Source organism: Micrococcus sp. iso_26, assembly GCF_056172975.1.
The window spans coordinates 1,352,417-1,368,201 of the sequence record NZ_CM149652.1 but is presented as its reverse complement, the minus strand read 5'-3'; the positions used below and the strand labels follow the sequence as shown (position 1 = coordinate 1,368,201).

The window sequence follows — 15,785 nt, the reverse complement described above, 5'->3', positions numbered from 1 at the left end:
GGGGTCAGTCGCCCTTGCGGCCGAAGACGATCTCGTCCCAGCTGGGCACGGACGCGCGGCGAGCGGCCGAGCGGGCCCGGGGGCGCGGCGTGACGGTCGGCATGGCAGGGCGCGCGGCACGCTCGCGAGGCGCGGGCTCCGCCCCCTCGTCCTCGACACCCGCGTCCGCGACGTCTGCGGCAGTGTCCTCGGCGCGGTCGGTCTCGGCGGCCGGTTCCGGCGCGTCGACGACCGGGGCGTCGTCGGCGGTCGTCAGGGCCCCCTCGGCGTCGACCGGGGCGAGCCGCTCGGGCGCCTGGGCGGCCTCGCGCCGACTCCGGTCCTGGTGCTCGCGAGCGATCAGGTGCGCGAGCGCGTCGTCCGACTCCAGGTCCGCGCCCACACGCTGACCCCGGCGCACCCGCAGGATCTCCAGCAGATCGGCGTCGCGGTCGGCGGCCGGGGAGTGCGCACCCGCGGGGGTCACGGCGTCCTCGGCGTCCACGTCGTCCGTCACCGGTTCGGCCGCGGGGGCGCGGGGGACCAGGTCCCAGGCCTCCGCCTCGGACAGGGCGCGGGCCCAGGCGTTCTCGGGTTCGAGGTGGCGTCCGGCCGGGCGGAACGTCCAGAGCGCCGGCGGCTCCTCGCGGGTGGGCAGACTCCTCGCACCGGCCACGGCGAACCGGGCGGCCACGGTCCAGCCGGCCTGGTCCTCGCGCCACGCGTCCCACTCGAGGCTCGCCTCGTCCACGCCCAGCTCGGCGAGCCGGTGCGCGGCGAGCTCGCCGAGCGTGGTGGGGCCGCCGTCCTGGACGAGGTCCGAGTAGAGGTCGGGCCCGCCGACCCAGACCTCGACGGCGCGGGCCTGCCGGGCGATCCAGTCGCGCTCGGCCAAGACGGGGTGACCGTAGGTGCGGATGCGCGAGAACGCGTTCCCGCTCTCCCGGGCCACCTGCTCCACGGAGGCGCCCGCACGGATGCGCTGCTGGATCTCCCGGGGGGTGAGGGGCACGGCCTCCTGGGTCGCGGCGGCCTTGACGGACTCCTGGTCGGTCAGCGGCGCCGGGGTCGGTCCGTCCGCGGTCGAGTCGTCGGCCACGGGCCGCGGGTCGATCCGCGGGGTGAGCGCGAGGTCCTCGTCCGGCCGGGCCGGGCCGGAGGGCGCCTCGGGAGCCCGCTCGTCCTCCGCCGCGGCATCGTCGGCGTGCGTCGCCGCGTCCACCGGTCCCTCGGCGTCCTCGTCGTCCGCCCCGGGGACGTCCATCTCCGTCATGTCGTGCCAGGCCGCGGGGCCGTCCTCGGCCGGTCGCCCGTCCTCGGGCGCGGCGCCCTCGATGACCAGCCGGCGCAGATAGGGGGAGAGGGGGAGCGTGTGCTCCTCGCCCTCGGGCCCCGACAGGCGCAGCGCGTCGCCGTCCTCGGTGGGTCCGGTCAGTCGCAGCTCTGCCATGGCGGTGGTCCCTCCCACATCGTGTTCTGGTCACCGGGCATGCGGACGCCCGGCCGGGCATGCCCCGATCCTAGCCGCCGTGCCGCAGACCACGGCCCGGGCGAGGGACGAGCGCCCGCGCGAATCCGCCCTGGGCGAGCATGCCCGACAACATTTGGCACGGGTTCGGGCATGGTGCACAATCTACGCGCAACGGCGCAGGCCGGTGACGCGTGGTCCGCCCACGACGCCGCCCGCGCAGTGCCGGCACCGGTCCCGGTGCCGTCCCCCACCAGCGGAGCGTGAAACCCCATGGCCACTGACTACGACGCCCCTCGCAAGAACGAGGAAGAGCTGAGCCAGAACTCCATCGAGGAGCTGAAGGCACGGCGCACGGACACCCAGTCCGCCGTCGTGGACGAGGACGAAGCGGAGGCCGCCGAGGGGTTCGAGCTGCCCGGCGCCGACCTCTCGGGTGAAGAGCTGATGGTGCGGGTGCTGCCCGCCCAGTCGGATGAGTTCACCTGCGCCTCCTGCTTCCTGGTCCGCCATCGCTCGCAGGCCGCGCGTGAGAAGAACGGCCTGATCTACTGCACCGACTGCGAGGGCTGAGCCCCCGCCGCCGGGGCGGTCAGCGGCCCTCGGCCGTCCCCTCCTGCCGGGCCATGGTCCCGCCGAGGGCCGCGACCAGCTCCTCCGGACGCCGGGTGCTGGTCAGCCAGTAGGGTGTGCGGTCGCGCTCGTCGGTCAGCTGGATCCGCACGACGGGCGCGATCCAGCCGCGCACGTTCACGAAGGCCAGCCCGTGCAGCAGCGGGCCGCGCTGGGCCCGGGCGTCCTCGCCGCGATACCCCGTGACCTGACCGACGTGGTGCCGTTCGATGCTGGCGCGGCCCACCTGGAGGGTGCGTTCGCGCACCACGATGCGCGGGGTGGTGGCCACCAGGATCAGGACCTCGACGGCGAAGAACGCGACGGCGGCCGCGATGCCCACCCCGAGGTCGATCGGCGCGAACACGAGTATCGTCAGCGCCGCCAGCATGAGCGCCACGGCCCAGACCCCCGGGGAGGGCGTCAACCGCTCCTCGAACAGGACCGGATCGGGTCCCGCCGCGGCGCCCCCGGGGGCGCGGCGGGAGGCATCGGCGACGGGGTGCTGCTGGGGATCACGCATGGGTCCCAGCTTCCCACATCCGGACTCCGGTCCCGCCGCGCGGCACCGGCGAGGGCGCCCGCCCGGCCGCCTCGACGCGGCCCCGGGCCGACGGGTGCTCGTGTAGGGTCGGGCCTCGTGACCGACTCCGCCGAGCTGCCCGTGCCCCTGCACGCCCTCGATCCGGGCCTGGCCCCGCCCGCCTACGCGCAGCCGGGCGACGCGGGCGCGGACCTGCGCACCGCCGTCGACGTGACCCTGGCCCCGGGAGAGCGCGCCCTCGTGCCGACCGGCGTGGCGCTGGCCATCCCGGAGGGCCACGCGGGGTTCGTGCACCCCCGCTCGGGCCTCGCGGTCCGCCACGGCCTGAGCGTCGTCAACGCCCCCGGCACCATCGACGCCGGCTACCGCGGCGAGATCAAGGTGCCCCTGATCAACCTGGACCCGACGGAGCCGATCGTGCTGCGCCGCGGCGACCGGATCGCCCAGCTCGTGCTGCAGCCGGTCGTGCGGGCCCGCTTCGAGCCCGTGGACGCGCTGCCCGACTCCGAGCGCGGGGCCGGCGGCTTCGGCTCGACCGGCGGCTTCACCGCCGACAACACCCCTGGGAGGACGTCGTGATCTTCGGACGCAACCGCACCGTGCGCCACGAGCAGGTCAGCCTGCCGGCCGAGCTGCTGGAGGAGCGCGACCTCGAGATCGCCGCCGCGCCGGAGGCAGCCGACGTCGGTCCGCACGACGTCGCCACCCGCCCGGATCCCGCCGGCATGATCGACCTGGGGTCGCTGCGCCTGCGGGCGGTCCAGGGCATGAAGCTGCGCCTCGACGTCGAGGACGCGACGAAGCGGATCGTCGCCGCCACCGTCAGCCTCGGCCGCTCGGCGCTGCAGGTCCAGGCGTTCAGCGCCCCGCGCCGCACGGGCCTGTGGGACGACCTGCGCGCCGAGCTGCACGACTCCCTGTCGACCACCGCCCACGCGACCGTGCAGGAGCAGACCGGCCGCTTCGGCATCGAGATCCTCACGCGCGTGCCGGCGGCGCTGCCGGACGGCTCGCCGGGGTGGAACGTCGCCCGGTTCGTGGGCGTGGACGGTCCGCGCTGGTTCGTCCGCGGCGTGTTCCACGGCGAGGCCGCCTTCCAGCCGGAGGCCGCCGAGCCGCTGGAACAGGTGTTCTCCGACCTGGTCGTGGTGCGGGGCGACGAGCCGCTCCCGCCGCGCGAGCTGCTGCCCCTGCGTCCGCCTCCCAACGCGCGCCCGCTGCAGCGTCGCCGCCCGGCCCCGGACGAGGGCCGGGACGTGCTCGCGGACACCGCCACCGGCCCGGGGGACGGCGCGGCACCGGAGGCCACCGCGCTGCCCGAGCGCGGTCCGGAGATCACGGAGACCCGGTGAGCCCCGCCGTCGCAGCCCGCCCGACCGGCGCCGCGGGCCGCATCGAGCGCCGCGGCGTCATCGCCTCCGTCACACTGCCCGGCGCGGACGAGGCGACCGTCTTCCGCGCGGTCTTGGCCGACCGCCTGCCCGCGCCCGGGAGCATGGCGCCCGCGGAGACGCTGCAGCTGGTCTGGCACGGGCGGCGCCGCGTGCCCGGTGTCATGCCGGGGGAGTGGCTGACGGTCCGCGGCCGCGTCACCCAGATGGACGGCGTGCCCACCCTGCACAACCCCGAGTTCGACCTGGTCGACGCGCCCGAGGCCACGCGCTGAGCACGGCCCCGAGAGGAGAGCCCATGACCGAGCCGCGTGGCCCCGTCACCGCCGCCCCGGACGGGGCCGGCCCCCTGCCGTCTCGAGCCCGCCTGGACGAGCGCGGCCGCCTCGACGCGCTGGGCAGCGTCGGTGGCTGGCGCGGCATCGTCGAGGCCTCCCTGCCCACCCTCGTCTACATGGTCGGCTACGTCGCCACCCAGCAGGTGTGGCCCTCCGGCGTGGCGGCCGTCGCGGTCGCACTCGTGCTGGGCGTCGCGCGCCTCGTCCAGCGCCAGTCGCCGGTCCAGGTGCTGGCCGGCCTCGCCGTCGTCGTCCTGTCCGTCGTGGTCTCCCTGACCACCGGCCAGGCCCGCGACTACTACCTGTGGGGCTTCGTCACCAACGCCGCCTACGGCCTCGCGTTCGCGGTGTCCGTCCTCGTGGGCTGGCCCGCGGCGGGCCTGGTGCTCGGCCTCGTGCGCGCCGAGGGCACCCGCTGGCGGGCCCACCGGCGTCGGCGCCGCGCCTACGCCGCGGCCACCTGGATCCTCGTGGCCGTGTTCGCGCTGCGCCTGGCGGTGCAGGTGCCCCTCTACCTCGGGGACGCCGTCACCGCGCTCGGGGTGGCCCGCCTGGTGATGGGCCTGCCGCTCTATGCCCTGGGGCTCTGGCTCGCCTGGTCCGTCAGCTCGCCCGGTCAGGACGACGGCGTGCCGGCGGACTCCGCCGCCTCCGAGCGTCCCTGAGCGCGGCCCTCGCCGACGAGGAGGCGACGCAGGGCCGGCTCGGCGGAGCCGGCGGCCAGGAAGAAGAGCTCGTCGCCCACCTCCAGGACCTCGTCCGCCGACGCCTGCCGGGGGGCGCCGTCGCGCACGACCGCCACGAGCGGAGCCTCCTGCGGCCAGGACACGGTGCCGATGCGCCGGCCCTCGAGCCAGTGCTTTGCCGGGACCCGGAACTCGGACAGCGCCGCGCCGCCGGCCTCCAGCCTGAGCAGGCGCACGAGGTCCCCGGTCTCCACGGCCTCCTCCACGAGCGCCGTCATGATCGAGGGGGTGGACACGGCCACGTCCACGCCCCACGACTCGTCGAAGAGCCAGTCGTTGAGCGGGTTGTTGACGCGGGCCACGGTGCGGCCGACCCCGAACTCCGAGCGGCTCAGCAGGGAGCACACGAGGTTGACCCGGTCGTCGCCGGTCGCCGCGACGAGCACGTCCGCCTCCAGGGCGCCGCACTGCTCGAGCACGGCCAGGTCGCACGCATCCCCGAGGACGAGGCGGGCGCCGCCGACGTCGGCCTTGCGGGCCGCGTCCGTGCGCGCCTCGACGACGACCACCTCGTGGCCGTGCGCGTGCAGCTCCCGCGCGATGGAGGCGCCCACGGCGCCGGCTCCGGCGATGACGGCCCTCATGCCCGTCCCTCCTCGTCCTCGTCCGTGCCGTCCGGCACGCGTGCCTCGCCCTGCAGGGCGGCCTCCACCTGGTCCCGGCGGTCCACCGGGTAGACGGCGTGCAGCACGTCGCCCTCCTGCAGGCGGTCGCCCGACCGGGGCAGCTGGCCGTCGCCGAGCCGGGTGAGGTAGGCGATGCGCATCCCCACCGAGGACTCGACGTCGGTCAGCCGACGGCCCCACCACGAGGAGTGGGGGACCAGCTCGGTCACGAGCAGCCGGCCGGAGGCGTCACGGTGCTCCGCGTCGGCGGTGCCGGCCGGCAGCAGCCGGCGCAGCACCTGGTCGGCCGTCCACTGGATCGAGGCGACCGTGGGGATGCCGAGGCGCTGGTACAGCCGGGCCCGGTCGGCGTCGTAGATGCGCGCCACCACGTGGTCCACGTGGAAGGTCTCGCGGGCCACGCGGGCGGCGATGATGTTCGTGTTGTCGTCCGCCGTCACGGCCGCCAGGCCCTGCGCGCGGTCGATGCCGGCGGCGAGCAGTGCGGAGCGGTCGAAGCCCACGCCGGCCACGAGCTCGCCGGAGAAGCCGGGAGCCAGCCCCTCCACGGTCCGCGGGTCGCGGTCCACGAGGGCGACGCCGTGACCGGCCGCGTCCAGCGCGGCCGCCAGCCGGGTGCCCACCCGTCCGCCGCCGACGATCACGTAGTGGGCCATGCCCGTCCCTGCCTCTCGTGCGGTGCTCCGTGCGCCGGGGAGCCGACGCGCGCTCCATCCTCGCATCCGGCGGGCACGTCCGGGAGCATCCGCGTCGCCGCGGCGCCCGGGCCCGGCGGGGGTACCGTGGTGCGGTGGCCACGCTGTCCTCCCTCCTGCGCCGCGGCCTCCTCGGTCGCCCCGTCACGTCGCACGCCGCCGACGAGCCCCGCATGAACCGGTGGCGGGCGCTGCCCGTGACCTCGTCGAACGCCCTGTCCTCCCTCGCCTACGCCCCGGACGAGGTCATCCTCACCCTGGTCGCCGCCGGCACGTCCGCGCTCGCGCTCGGACCCGCCGTCGGCTGGGCCGTCGTCGCGGTGATGCTGCTCATCGTCGTGTCCTTCCGCGCCGCGGTCGCCGCCGTTCCGCACGGCGGCATCTACCACATGGCCGGCACGAAGCTGGGCCCGAGGGCCGGCGTCGTCGCCTCGGCCGCACTCCTGCTGGACTTCGTGTTCACCGCCGCGGTCTCCGTGGCCGCGTTCGCCCACTTCGTGGCGGCGCTGGCCCCCGGACTCACCGTCGGCAGCCGTGTGCTGGTGGCCTCGGCCGCGCTCGTGGGCGTGCTGCTGGCCGCGCTCCGCGGGGTGCGGCTGTCTCGGTGGGTGCTGCCCGTGCTCGTGAGCGTGTTCGTCGCCCTGACCGCGCTGCTCGTCCTGGCGGGCCTGTGGCAGGAGGGCCGTGGGCTGCTCGGCGCGGCGCCGACGGCCGGGTGGACGCAGGAGGGCGTCGGGGTCGGCGGGACCGTCGGCACCGTGGCGACGGCGCTGCTCGCCCTGCGCGCGTTCAGCGCGGGATCCGTGCTGCTCACCGGCGTCGAGGTGCCGGTCTCGAGCACCCGCCTGATGGCCCGGCCGGCCGTGCCCACGGTGCGGTGGGTGCTCACCGTGATGGCCCTCACCCTCGGCGCGCTGACCGTGGGCGTCATGCACCTGGCCCAGCGCACCGGCGTCGTCGTCGGGCTGGAGCTGGAGAACCTCCGGGACGCCGCGGGTGCCGAGGTCACGCCCGACCGCGCCCCCGCCCCCGTGCTCGCCCAGCTCGCGGACACCGTGTACGGCCCGGGCAGCATCCTGTCCGTCGCCACCATCGCGGCCACCGCCCTGCTCCTGCTGTTCGCGGCCAAGTCGGCGTTCCGCTCGTTCCCCGCCCTGGCCGCGCGCGTGGCCGAGGACGGCTACCTGCCCCGGCAGCTGAGGGTCCGCAGCGACCGGCTGGTGCACACGTGGAGCGTCCTCGGGATGGGAGCCGTGGCCCTCTCGCTCGTGGTGCTCTTCGAGGCCCGGACCGCCCTGCTCGTGCAGCTCTACGTCATCGGCGTGCTGCTGGCCTTCACGCTCGCGCAGGCCGGCATGCTGCGGCTGTGGCGCCGCCGGCTCGTGCACACACCGGGCTCCCGGGCCCGCGCGGCCGTCCGGCTGCGCCTGATCATCACGGCGGTGGCCTGGGTGGTCACGGCGCTGGCGGGGGTCGTCGTCCTGGTCACCCGCTTCACGCAGGGGGCGTGGGTGGCGCTGCTGGCGATCGTGCTCGGCTCGCTGGTGATGGGGCGGATCCGCCGCCACTACGCGGACGTGGACCGCGAGCTCGCACCGGACCCCCAGGACGACGCGCGGGCCCTGCCCTCGCGGGTCCACGTGGTGGTCGTCGTGACCACGCTGGACCGGCCGGCGCTGCGGGCGCTGGCCTACGCCCGCGCGTCGCGGCCGTCCTCCCTCGAGGCCGTCGTCGTGGACGCCGAGCGCGCCGCCACCCTGGAGGTGATCGACGCCTGGGAGCGTGCCGGCCTGCCGATGTCGCTCACCGTGATCGCCTCGCCCTACCGCGACACGGTGGCCCCCCTGGTGCGGCATGTGCGCGAGCACCGACGCCGCTCCCCGCGGGACCTGACCATGGTGTTCATCCCGGAGTACGTGGTGCGGCCGGGCTGGCGCACGCTCCTGCACAACCGGACCGCCACCCGTCAGACGCGGCGGCTGCAGCGGGAGCCGGGCGTGATGGTGGGCTCGGTGCCGTGGCAGGTTCACGAGGGCCAGGGCTCCTGACCGCCCCGGCGCCCCGGCGAACGGCGGATGACGCCGTCCGACGGCGCGCCCACGATCGAGGCGACACAGCCGCATCGGTCTGCAAGGATGGTGATGATCTGACCAGTCGATGCTCAGGGCAAGACCTGAAGCGCGCTGCGATGCGAGAGGAGCCAGACATGGCAGTCGTCGACACGTCCACAGACGTCACCGGGATCGGGAGGACCATCGAGGTGGAGGTCGGGGCCATGGCCCACGGCGGCCACTGCGTGGCCCGGCACGAGGGGCGGGTCGTCTTCGTGCGCCACGCCGTGCCCGGCGAGAAGGTCCGGGTGGCCCTGACCGAGGCCGAGGACGGGGCCCGCTTCTGGCGCGGCGACGTCGTGGAGGTGCTGCGGCCCTCTGAGTTCCGGCGCATCCACCAGTGGAAGCTCGCAGACATGCTGCGCGCCCACGCCTCGGGCCGCCCGCCCGTGGGCGGCGCCGAGTTCGGCCACATCGTGGTCCCGCACCAGCGCCGGCTCAAGGCCCAGGTCTTCCGGGACACGGTGCACCGCATCGCCGACCTCGCGGTGGAGCCGGAGGTGTGCTTCGCCGGCTCCGAAGATGAGCCCACCGGCCAGCGCTGGCGCACCCGCAACGCGTTCGCGGTGACCCCCCAGGGGCACATCGCGATGCACGCCTACCGTTCGGCGACCCTCCTGCCCGTGCGCAACATGCCGCTCGGCGTGCCGGCCCTCGATGCGCTCGCCCTGTGGGACTGGGACTTCACCGGAGCCGCCCGCGTGGACGTCGCGACGCCGGCCTCCGGCTCCCGCCCCCTCGTGCTGGTGACGCCCACCCCGCAGACGCGGGCAGACGAGGTCAAGCTCGGCCGGCTGCGCACCCGGATCCGCCAGGCGGCCAACGCGTGCGACGTGGACGTCTCCACCGGCCTGGCCCTGCCCGGCCCGAAGCGGTTCCAGCCGGTCAAGGTCGAGCGCATCACCGGCAAGACCTGGGTCGAGGAGACCGTGGAGTCCGAGCGCGGCGGCACCAAGCGCTTCCGCGTCACGGGCGACGGCTTCTGGCAGGTCCACCAGCACGCCCCGGCCACCCTCGTGGACGCGGTGCTCGAGGACGCGCGCGTCGAGCCGGGCCAGGTCGTGGCCGACCTCTATGGCGGCGCCGGCCTGTTCAGCGCCTACCTGGCGGACGCCGTGGGCCCCGAGGGCCGCGTGTACTCGGTGGAGGCCTCCCGCCAGGCCTCGAAGGACGCCCGCCGCAACCTGCACGACCAGCCGCAGGCCTCAGTGCTCAACGGCCCCACGGACAAGGTGCTCGGCAGCTGGCTGAAGTACCCCGAGCGCCCCGTGGCCGACGGCGGCCTCGGCGGTGCCGCGCTGGACACCGTCGTCCTGGACCCGCCGCGGGCCGGCGCGGGGCGGCGGGCGATCGAGCGCATCCTCGCGCTCGAGCCGGGCCGCATCGTGTACGTCTCGTGCGACCCCGCCTCGTTCGCCCGCGACCTGGCGTGGCTGCGCGACGGCGGCTACGAGGTGGAGCGCGCCCGCGTGTTCGACCTCTACCCGGACACGCACCACCTCGAGTCGGTCACCGTGCTGGTGCCGGCCGCCCAGAGCACACCGGCCGCGGCCGTCGTCGAGATCTGATCCGGCGCCCGCGCGGCGGCCTCCGGGCCGCCGCGCGCCATGCCCGCGTCATACGCGACCGGCGCGGTACCCTGGGACGCAGTGCGGCACCTGTGACGCAGACGACGCCCGTCCCGGACGGCGCGCGGTCCGCGGCCGCGGGTGACCACCCCCCACTGGACGAGCGCCCGGAGGAAACCGGGCGGGAAGAGGAGTCCTCTCGTGACCACCGTCGACAGCTTCGGCTCCAAGGGCGTCCTGGACGTCAAGGGCGCCGAGTATGAGATTTTCCGTCTGAACAAGGTCGAGGGGGCGCAGAAGCTGCCCTACTCCCTGAAGGTGCTGCTGGAGAACCTGCTGCGCACCGAGGACGGCGCCAACGTGACCGCCGACCAGATCAAGGCCCTGGCCGCCTGGGACCCGAACGCCCAGCCGGACACCGAGATCCAGTTCACGCCGGCGCGCGTGATCATGCAGGACTTCACCGGCGTGCCCTGCGTCGTGGACCTGGCCACCATGCGTGAGGCCATCCAGGACCTGGGTGGCGACCCGGAGCGCGTGAACCCGCTCTCCCCGGCCGAGCTCGTGATCGACCACTCCGTGCAGATCGACCACTTCGGCAACGAGCAGGCGATCGAGCGCAACATGGAGATCGAGTACGAGCGCAACGGGGAGCGCTACAAGTTCCTGCGCTGGGGCCAGACCGCGTTCGACGACTTCAAGGTCGTCCCCCCGGGCATGGGCATCGTGCACCAGGTCAACATCGAGCACCTGGCCCGCACCGTCATGACCCGCGACGTCGACGGCGTCACCCGCGCCTACCCCGACTCCTGCGTCGGCACCGACTCGCACACCACCATGGTCAACGGCCTGGGCGTGCTGGGCTGGGGCGTCGGCGGCATCGAGGCCGAGGCCGCGATGCTCGGCCAGCCCGTGTCCATGCTGATCCCGCGCGTCGTGGGCTTCAAGCTGACCGGCTCCATCCCGGCCGGCGCCACCGCCACCGACGTCGTGCTGACCATCACCGAGATGCTCCGCCAGCACGGCGTGGTGGGCAAGTTCGTGGAGTTCTACGGCGAGGGCGTCGGCTCCGTGCCGCTGGCCAACCGCGCCACCATCGGCAACATGTCCCCGGAGTTCGGCTCCACCGCCGCCATGTTCCCGATCGACGACATCACCCTCGACTACCTGCGCCTGACGGGCCGCTCTGAGGAGCAGGTCGCCCTCGTGGAGGCCTACACCAAGGAGCAGGGCCTGTGGCACGACCCGTCGGCCGAGGTGGAGTACTCCGAGTACCTCGAGCTCGACCTGTCCACCGTGGTGCCCTCCATCTCCGGCCCGAAGCGGCCGCAGGACCGCATCGACCTGACCGACTCCAAGGCGCAGTTCCGCAAGGACCTGCACGACTACGCCGGTCAGGACGACCAGCTGGGCGACGTGGACGAGGCCTCCGCCGAGTCCTTCCCGGCCTCCGACGCCCCGAGCGCCACCCCCGGCGACACCCCCGACGCCGCCGACGCGCCGCGTCAGACCGACGCCACGACCGTGCAGGGTCGCCCGTCGAAGCGCGTGGACGTCCGGATGCCCGACGGCCGCGAGTTCCAGCTGGACCACGGTGCCGTGTCGATCGCCTCGATCACCTCGTGCACCAACACGTCCAACCCGTCCGTGATGATGGCCGCCGGCGTGCTCGCGCGCAACGCCCTGGCCAAGGGCCTGACGTCCAAGCCGTGGGTGAAGACCTCCGTGGCCCCGGGCTCCAAGGTGGTGACCGACTACTATGAGAAGTCCGGCCTGCGCGATTCGCTCAACCAGCTGGGCTTCAACGTGGTGGGCTACGGCTGCACCACCTGCATCGGCAACTCCGGCCCGCTGGAGTCCGAGATCTCCGAGGCGATCCAGGAGAACGACCTCTCCGTGACCGCGGTGCTCTCCGGCAACCGCAACTTCGAGGGCCGCATCAACCCGGACGTCAAGATGAACTACCTGGCCTCCCCGCCGCTCGTGGTGGCCTACGCCCTGGCCGGCACGATGGACTTCGACTTCGAGAACGAGCCGCTCGGCCAGGACTCGGACGGCCAGGACGTGTTCCTCAGGGACATCTGGCCGGACCCGGCTGAGGTGCAGGAGATCATCGACGCGTCGATCGACACGGAGATGTTCACCAAGGAGTACGGCGCCATCTTCGACGGCGACGAGCGCTGGCGGGCGCTCGACACCCCCACCGGCAAGACGTTCGAGTGGGACGAGGACTCCACCTATGTGCGCAAGCCCCCGTACTTCGAGGGCATGGGCGCCGAGCCGGAGCCGGTCCAGGACATCGAGGGCGCCCGCGTGCTGCTCAAGCTGGGCGACTCCGTGACCACGGACCACATCTCCCCGGCCGGCTCCTTCAAGTCGGACACCCCGGCGGGCCGCTACCTGCTGGAGAACGGCGTCGAGCGCAAGGACTTCAACTCCTACGGCTCGCGCCGCGGCAACCACGAGGTGATGATCCGCGGCACGTTCGCGAACATCCGCATCAAGAACCAGCTCCTGGACGGCGTCGAGGGCGGCTTCACCCGCGACTTCACCCAGGACGGCGGCCCGCAGGCCTACGTGTACGACGCCGCACAGAACTACGCGGCCGCCGGCACCCCGCTGGTCGTGCTCGGCGGCAAGGAGTACGGCTCCGGCTCGTCCCGCGACTGGGCCGCCAAGGGCACCGCGCTCCTGGGCGTCAAGGCCGTCATCACCGAGTCCTTCGAGCGCATCCACCGCTCGAACCTCATCGGCATGGGCGTCCTGCCGCTGCAGTTCCCCGCCGGTGAGAACGCCGACTCGCTCGGCCTGACCGGCACCGAGACCTTCGACATCTCCGGCATCACCGCCCTCAACGAGGGCACCACGCCGAAGACCGTGAAGGTCACGGCCACCGGCGAGGACGGCACGGTCACCGAGTTCGACGCGGTCGTCCGCATCGACACCCCCGGTGAGGCCGAGTACTACCGCAACGGCGGCATCCTGCAGTACGTGCTCCGTCAGATCGCCTCGAAGGCCTGATCCACGGGACACCGCCCGCGCGCGGGCATCACGACGGCGGCCCGCCGCCCTCCGCACGGAGGGCGGCGGGCCGCCGTCGTCGTGGGGCGCCGGGGCCGACGCCGGTGCAGGACCGCTCTTCATCCCCCAGTGCAGAGACCGGCCAACCCTTGGGCCAGACGGGCCTAGGGCGTGTCTGACAATGAAGCCGGGGGAAGGCTGGCGCCCTCGAAGACACGTCCCGGTTTCAGATGCTCCCCGCCTGCACGGGCCGGCAGGGCCGGCCGTTCGCCGATGACCGCACGAGGGTCGAAGCCATCATCCACCGGGACAGGTGGTTCGATCCCGTGGCGGGATCTGCCCGAGGTCTACGGGCCCTGGCTGAGTCGTGTGGACCTGGCACGGCCGCATGGCCGAAGAGGGCACCTGGGACACGGTGCTGGCAACACTGACCGCCGCAGCGGATGCCGAAATCGTGATCGATTGGTCGGTCTCGGTGGACTCCACGATCGCCCGCGCCCATCAGCACGCGAGGAACACCACCCGGCTCACGGGGGGCTGGATCGAACGACAAAGAATCCGCGTGAAGAGCCCGCCGACCACGGCCTCGGGCGCTCACGGAGCGGGCTGAGCACGAAGACCCATCAGCTGGTCGACGGTGCTGGGTGTCAAGGGCCATTGAGTTCTGCCCATAGGCGGCCAGTGTTTCTTCCCGCTGGTGGCCATCAGAACTGCCCACTGGTGGCCAGCTGGTTTGCCCGTTTGGGTGGTGGTGCTGGCCACCGTGATGGGATCAGTTCAGTGGCATGACTCCCTTCCCGGCCATTGCCTGGGTCATCCGTACGGAGTCTCCGGTGGTCTGGCACACGTGGGCGTGGTGCAGGAGCCGGTCCACGGTGGCGGTGGCCAGGGTCTTGGGCATCAGCTCGTCGAAGCCGGCCGGGTGCAGGTTCGAGCTGATCGCTACGGAGCGTTTCTCGTAGGCGGCGTCCACGATGCGGTAGAGGCCCTCGGCGGCATCGTCGGCGACCGGCAGCAGGCCGATGTCGTCGATGACGATCAGGTCGGCGCGCAGGATTCGGGCGACGGCTTTGGTGATGGTGTCATCGGGCCGGTGGGCCCGGATCATCGCCCCGAGGTCCTCCAGGGTGAACCAGGCCACCCGCTTGCCCTCCTCCACGGCCTGCTGGCCCAGGGCCTCGAGGAAGAAGGTCTTGCCGGTGCCGGAGGGCCCGCAGACCACGAGGTTCTCTCTGCGCGAGAGCCATTCCAGGGTGCGCAGGGACTGCTGGGTCGGGGCCGGGATCGAGGAGGCGCCCGGATCCCAGGTCGTGAAGGTCTTGCCGGTGGGGAACCCGGCGGCCTTGCGCCGGGCGGCGAGCATGGATCGGGCCCGACCGGTGGTCTCCTCGACCAGCAGGGCCTTGAGGACCTCGGCCGGCTCCCAGCGTTGGGCCCGGGCGGTGGCCAGTACCTCGGCGGCGATACCGCGGGCGTGGGGCATCTTCAGCTGCCGCAACAGCGCCTCCAAATCGGCCGGCAGCGCCGGTGCGGCGGTGTTCGGGGTGTGGATGCTCACCGGGCTGCCCCCTCGGTGTTGGAGGTACCGAGGCCGGCCCAGCCGGCGGTGCCCTGGGTCAGGGACCGTTCCTCGGTGGCGGTGTGCATCCCGGTGCGGTGGCCGGCGGCGGTGAGCAGGGAGGCCAGGTCGCCGTGGGCGAAGCGCTGGTGCACCGCGGCCACCCCGAGGGCGCGGTCGACCTGGTCGGTGCCGGCGAGCTTGGCCAGGGTGACGGCCTCGGCCATCTTCTGACCGATCCGGCTGGTGCCGGCCGCGGCGGCCTCCACCAGCCAGGTCCTCGCTCCGGCCCCGATGGCCAGGAACTCGGCCTCCGCCGCCGAACGGGGCACCGGGGTGTAGTCCCCGGGCACCTTGTCCGTCTCGTGGCCGGGGAAGTGCGCGTCGTCGATGGCCGGGGACCCGGGCCGGGCCACCCGGTGCCGGGCGACCTCCACCGGCCCCTGCGCACCGGCGTGCATGATCACCACCATCGAGTCCGGTCCGGTGCCGTGATGGCGCACGAACACCTCGGCCCCGAGCAGGTGCGCGGGCACCGAGTACTGGGCGTTTTCGAAGGAGACCATCGGCGTGTTCTCCGGCACCTTCCGTCCCACCCCGTAGGCCACGGTGTGCGCCGTGGCGGGGATCCGATGCAACGCGCTGGTCTCCTCGGCGAGCATGTGGTCCGGGCGGCGCCGGGTCACCCGGTGCTCCCGGGAGTTCACCATGGCCATGAACCCCGCGCAGGCGGCCTCGAGCTCAGCGAACGAGGCGTACTGGTCCCGCAGGTTGGTGTCCTTCGGGACCAGGTCGGCCTTGGCCAGCTTCACCGCGTTCTCCACCCCGCCCTTGGCGGCCGGATCCGCTGGCTGGCAGGTCAGCACCTCCACGCCGTAATGCCGAGCGAACGCCACGGTGGCCTGGTTACGCACCGGCACCCCGGCCACATGAGAGACCGTCACTGTCTTCTCGTTATCCGTCAGCACATAGGTCGGCGCGCCCCCGATCAGCCGGAAGCACCGGTCCAGGGCGGCGAACACACTCGGAGCCGTCCTATCACGCAGGGCGATGACGATCCGGTAGCGGGACCAGGCCAGCCAGGGGTCAAGTCCCTGGAAGTGGTGTAACCGTCTTCGAGGTTGTAGG

The 15,785-nt window shown here is 73.6% G+C and carries 13 protein-coding genes and 2 pseudogenes; 9 read left to right on the top strand and 6 right to left on the bottom strand.

The window, feature by feature from the left end; genetic code table 11:
• Positions 1–4 precede the first annotated feature (4 nt).
• Entirely contained in the window at positions 5–1,429 is a 1,425-nt protein-coding gene (gene sepH, locus AC0VX0_RS06300) for a septation protein SepH (RefSeq protein ID WP_020625074.1), read from the bottom strand.
• A gap of 291 nt (positions 1,430–1,720) precedes the next feature.
• Here sepH and AC0VX0_RS06295 point away from each other — a divergent pair, with 291 nt between their 5' ends.
• Positions 1,721–2,020, top strand: a complete 300-nt coding sequence (locus AC0VX0_RS06295; protein ID WP_002858157.1) for a DUF4193 domain-containing protein — start codon at positions 1,721–1,723, stop codon at positions 2,018–2,020.
• A gap of 19 nt (positions 2,021–2,039) precedes the next feature.
• Here AC0VX0_RS06295 and AC0VX0_RS06290 read toward each other — a convergent pair whose 3' ends face one another.
• Complete coding sequence (locus AC0VX0_RS06290) at positions 2,040–2,582, bottom strand: DUF3093 domain-containing protein (protein ID WP_020625075.1); 543 nt, start codon at positions 2,580–2,582, stop codon at positions 2,040–2,042.
• Positions 2,583–2,699: 117 nt separating this feature from the next.
• Between AC0VX0_RS06290 and dut the strand changes: the two genes are divergently transcribed.
• The 4 genes from dut to AC0VX0_RS06270 are packed head-to-tail and all read left to right on the top strand — an operon-like array spanning position 2,700 to position 4,997.
• Positions 2,700–3,182 carry a dUTP diphosphatase gene (gene dut, locus AC0VX0_RS06285; protein ID WP_020625076.1) on the top strand — a complete coding sequence of 161 codons (483 nt, stop codon included), beginning with the start codon at positions 2,700–2,702 and terminating at the stop codon, positions 3,180–3,182.
• Positions 3,179–3,955: a DUF3710 domain-containing protein gene (locus AC0VX0_RS06280; protein WP_020625077.1), complete on the top strand. Its 777-nt coding sequence runs from the start codon at positions 3,179–3,181 to the stop codon at positions 3,953–3,955. The genes dut and AC0VX0_RS06280 overlap by 4 nt, the downstream gene beginning before the upstream one ends.
• Positions 3,952–4,269: a single stranded DNA-binding domain-containing protein gene (locus AC0VX0_RS06275; protein ID WP_020625078.1), complete on the top strand. Its 318-nt coding sequence runs from the start codon at positions 3,952–3,954 to the stop codon at positions 4,267–4,269. Before AC0VX0_RS06280 ends, AC0VX0_RS06275 begins: the two co-directional genes overlap by 4 nt.
• A gap of 23 nt (positions 4,270–4,292) precedes the next feature.
• On the top strand, positions 4,293–4,997 hold the full coding sequence (locus AC0VX0_RS06270; protein ID WP_020625079.1) for a DUF3159 domain-containing protein: 705 nt from the start codon (positions 4,293–4,295) through the stop codon (positions 4,995–4,997).
• Here AC0VX0_RS06270 and AC0VX0_RS06265 read toward each other — a convergent pair.
• Both AC0VX0_RS06265 and AC0VX0_RS06260 read right to left on the bottom strand, forming a co-directional pair.
• Positions 4,949–5,662 carry a potassium channel family protein gene (locus tag AC0VX0_RS06265; RefSeq protein WP_129866806.1) on the bottom strand — a complete coding sequence of 238 codons (714 nt, stop codon included), beginning with the start codon at positions 5,660–5,662 and terminating at the stop codon, positions 4,949–4,951. The two genes, AC0VX0_RS06270 and AC0VX0_RS06265, sit on opposite strands and share 49 nt — an antisense overlap.
• Positions 5,659–6,360 (bottom strand): potassium channel family protein, encoded by a 702-nt coding sequence (locus AC0VX0_RS06260; RefSeq protein WP_070709841.1) that lies wholly within the window; start codon positions 6,358–6,360, stop codon positions 5,659–5,661. The genes AC0VX0_RS06265 and AC0VX0_RS06260 overlap by 4 nt, the downstream gene beginning before the upstream one ends.
• Positions 6,361–6,494: 134 nt before the next feature.
• On the opposite strand from AC0VX0_RS06260, the gene AC0VX0_RS06255 reads away from it, so the two are divergent.
• From AC0VX0_RS06255 to AC0VX0_RS06240, 4 genes and pseudogenes are all read left to right on the top strand, one after another.
• On the top strand, positions 6,495–8,447 hold the full coding sequence (locus AC0VX0_RS06255) for an APC family permease (protein ID WP_070709840.1): 1,953 nt from the start codon (positions 6,495–6,497) through the stop codon (positions 8,445–8,447).
• A gap of 158 nt (positions 8,448–8,605) precedes the next feature.
• Entirely contained in the window at positions 8,606–10,078 is a 1,473-nt protein-coding gene (locus AC0VX0_RS06250) for a class I SAM-dependent RNA methyltransferase (protein WP_070709838.1), read from the top strand.
• 201 nt (positions 10,079–10,279) lie between these two features.
• Positions 10,280–13,099 carry an aconitate hydratase gene (locus AC0VX0_RS06245; protein WP_070708606.1) on the top strand — a complete coding sequence of 940 codons (2,820 nt, stop codon included), beginning with the start codon at positions 10,280–10,282 and terminating at the stop codon, positions 13,097–13,099.
• Positions 13,100–13,329: 230 nt separating this feature from the next.
• Positions 13,330–13,801: pseudogene (locus AC0VX0_RS06240) on the top strand (transposase); the annotation flags it as partial.
• A 70-nt stretch (positions 13,802–13,871) separates the two neighbouring features.
• Here AC0VX0_RS06240 and istB read toward each other — a convergent pair.
• Both istB and AC0VX0_RS06230 read right to left on the bottom strand, forming a co-directional pair.
• The gene (istB, locus tag AC0VX0_RS06235) at positions 13,872–14,657 is read right to left on the bottom strand and encodes an IS21-like element helper ATPase IstB (RefSeq protein ID WP_010078636.1); all 786 of its coding nucleotides are present in this window, start codon (positions 14,655–14,657) and stop codon (positions 13,872–13,874) included.
• Positions 14,654–15,739 (bottom strand): annotated as a pseudogene (locus AC0VX0_RS06230) (IS21-like element ISMlu14 family transposase); the annotation flags it as partial. The pseudogene AC0VX0_RS06230 and the gene istB, both read right to left, overlap by 4 nt.
• Between the last annotated feature and the right edge of the window lie 46 nt (positions 15,740–15,785).